The organism is Cryobacterium algoricola (assembly GCF_004402485.1).
GTDB classification, from domain to species: Bacteria; Actinomycetota; Actinomycetes; order Actinomycetales; family Microbacteriaceae; genus Cryobacterium; species Cryobacterium algoricola.
In genome coordinates this window covers 1-2,918 of sequence record NZ_SOFG01000013.1, presented here as the reverse complement: position 1 = coordinate 2,918, position 2,918 = coordinate 1, and the positions used below count along the sequence as shown (strand labels likewise).

Here is a 2,918-nt window from a genome sequence, read left to right as displayed (position 1 = left end):
GGGCGCGCGGCCTGCGGAGCTCGGCTCGTGTGGCGGCTCACGCCGGTGGGGCGGCGCGGCTCAGCTGCGGAGGCGGCGCGCCCATGCCCGGCGGGCCAGCCGCAGCCGCCAGGGCGTTCCCGCCGGCCCGTGCAGCGCGAGGGTGCGGTACGCCCAGTCCAGCCGCCTGGCGATGCCCCGCCAGGTCTCGAAGGGCCGGGCGGAGATCCCGACCCGGAGGGTGGGGTCGAACCATACGGTCACCGAGGGCGGCAGGTGCAGGCTCAGGTCGAGGTCGTCGTGCACGTCGTCCCGTTCGCGGTGCACCAGGCCGCGCACCTCCGCCCAGACCGCGCGCCGCATCACGAAGTTCGACCCGAAGATCGGCGGCTGCGCGAGCCACAGCCCGATCAGCCGGAAGTATCCGCCGAGGTACACGAACCGCCCGAGCGCGGCCACCCACCGCGGGCAGTCGTAGAAATCGCCCGGCCCGGTCAGGACGTCCATGAGGGGCGCGAGCGTGAGGATCGCCTCGGCGCGCGCGATCCAGTCCGGCGGCGGCACGGAGTCGGCGTCGAGACGCGCGATCAGGTCACCGGATGCCGCGTCGTAGCCGGTCGCGGCGGCCGGCCAGATCCCGTGCACGGGTTCGACCACGAGAACGGCGCCGGACGCCCGGGCGACGCGCTCGGAGGCATCCGTCGAGGCATTGTCGACGACGATCACCTCGTCCGCCGGCCGGGTCTGCGCCGCGAGCGCGGCGAGGACCACCTCGAGGAAGGCCGCGTCGTTGTAGCAGGGGATCACGACCGAGATGGTGGTCACGGGGCCCCCTCTCGCCGCGCCGATTCGGGTCGGGTTCGGACTCGCCGCACATGCTACTCCCGGCCCGACCCGGCCCGACTCGCCGCCCCGCGGCTCGTCAGAGGGTGCGGCAGTGCGTGGTGAGGAGGCCGATCTTGTCGATGGTGATGGTCACGGTCGAGCCGTCGTGCAGGAACACCGGGGGAGTGCGGCTGTAGCCGGCGCCGCCGGGGCTGCCCGTCGAGATGAGCGTGCCCGGCAGCAGCGTCGAGGTCTGGGAGAGATAGGACACCAGTTCGGCGACCGACCGCACCATGTCGCCGGTCGAGGCGTCCTGCATGATGCGCCCGTCGACGTGGGTGGTCAGGCCGAGGTCCTGCGGGTCGGCGATCTCGTCGCGGGTGACGACGATGGGGCCGGTCGGGGTGAAGCCGTCGAAGGACTTGCACCGCGACCACTGGGCCTCGGAGAACTGCAAGTTGCGGGCAGTGATGTCGTTGACGACCGTGTACCCGAACACGTAGTCGAGGGCGTCGCGCACCGAGACGTTGCGGGCCGGGCGCCCGATGATGACGCCGAGCTCCGCCTCGTAGTCGACCTGGGTGGCGATGTCGCTCGCCCAGGTGACCGTCGACCCGTGTCCGGTGAGTGAGTTCGGCCAGAGCGAGAACAGGATCGCGCCGGTCTCGGTCCGCAGCTTGAGTTCGTCGGAATGTGCGGCGTAGTTCGCGCCGATCGCGATGATCTGCGGCGGCCGCAGCACGGCGGATGAGTAGCGCAGCTCCTCGAGCGGAGTGAGCGTCGCCCCGTGGGCTGCTGCGTTCTCGCTGAGCGCCCGCACCCGGTCGTATTCGGCGCTGCCGCGTTCGATCAGGTCCTGCAGGTCGCGCGGGGCATCCTCGAGGACCTCGTCGAGGAAAAGCGCGGATTCCCCGAACACCGCCGCCAGGCGGGGCGTGGACTGGCCATCAACTCTGAGGTGCGCAAACTTCACCTGCCTAGAGTAGCCGCCATTCGTGCGCGCTACGCCGCAGCCGGCCCGGGGAGCCCGGCGGCCCGCCACAGGTGCATCCCGGCGTAGCTCCGCCAGGGAGCCCAGCTCCCGCCGTGTGCCGCGAGGGCGCGCGGGTCCGCCGGCAGGCCGAGCCGGGCGGCGCCCTGGCGGAGGGCCAGGTCGCTCGTGAGGAGGATGTCCGGACTCCCGAGCACGCGCATGGCCACGTAGCCGGCGGTCCACGGTCCAATCCCGGGCAGCGCGGTGAGCTTCCCGGTCAGGGACTCCCGGGAATCCGCGGTCGACAGCGCGAGCTCGCCGGTAGCGAGTGCTTCGGCGACGCCGAGGATCGCAGCGATCCTCCTGGCCGGTCCGCGCAGCACGCGGTGCCCGTCGGCCGCGATGCGTTCCGCCGTCGGAAACAGCCGGTCCAGGCCCGGCGCGGGCTCCGCGCCGGAGGCGGGCGCGGGCGCCCGCGCCGGCAGGGTTGGTGTCACCGGCGGGGTCGCTGTCGCCGGCAGGGCGAGCGGCAATGCCTCGCCGAGCTCCGCGCACAACCGGGTGAGTGCCGTGCGGGCGGACGCGACGGAGACCTGCTGCCCGAACAGCGCCCGGAACAGGGTCTCCTCCGGGTCCATGCTCCCGGGCAGGCGGATCCCCGGGGTCGCGCGCACCGCCTCCGCCAGCCGCGGGTCCGCGGAGAGCGCCCGGTCGATGGCCTGTGCGTCGGCGTCGAGGTCGAGCAGCCGGCGCACCCGGCTCACGAGCGGGGCGAGGTCGTCGAGGCTGACGAGCCGCGCCGTGCAGGCCAGTTGGGGCGCGTCCGCGGTTCCGGCGAGGCTCAGCTCGACCGTCGCGGACCCGTGCGGCAGGCGCAGTGTGCGCGCATAGGTGCCCGGGCCGGCGAGCTCGACCCCCGGGATCGCCCGGGTGCCGAGAAACGCGAGCACCCCGGCCCCGTCGAACGGCGCTCGCGCGGGCAGCAGCAGGCGGATGCCCGTGCCCGGCCCGGCGAGAACGGCCGGCTCCCCGGGGGCGCGGCCGGCGGCATCCGCCCGGTCGGACACGAGGAGTGGGGACCGCAGCGCTGAGGGGAGACCGGCCCCTGGCGCAGGCCCGGCGACCCGCGGGCCCGCGGGCT

General features: G+C 74.1%; 3 protein-coding genes. All 3 read right to left on the bottom strand.

Annotation, left to right across the window (positions count from 1 at the left end):
- Window positions 1-60: 60 nt before the first annotated feature.
- Complete coding sequence (locus tag E3O44_RS11950; protein WP_134535008.1) at window positions 61-804, bottom strand: glycosyltransferase family 2 protein; 744 nt, start codon at window positions 802-804, stop codon at window positions 61-63.
- 97 nt (window positions 805-901) lie between these two features.
- Window positions 902-1,777 carry a fumarylacetoacetate hydrolase family protein gene (locus tag E3O44_RS11945; protein WP_134535007.1) on the bottom strand — a complete coding sequence of 292 codons (876 nt, stop codon included), beginning with the start codon at window positions 1,775-1,777 and terminating at the stop codon, window positions 902-904.
- 29 nt (window positions 1,778-1,806) lie between these two features.
- Window positions 1,807-2,918 (bottom strand): DNA-3-methyladenine glycosylase family protein (locus E3O44_RS11940; RefSeq protein ID WP_134535006.1); only part of this gene is annotated, 1,112 nt, incomplete at its 5' end.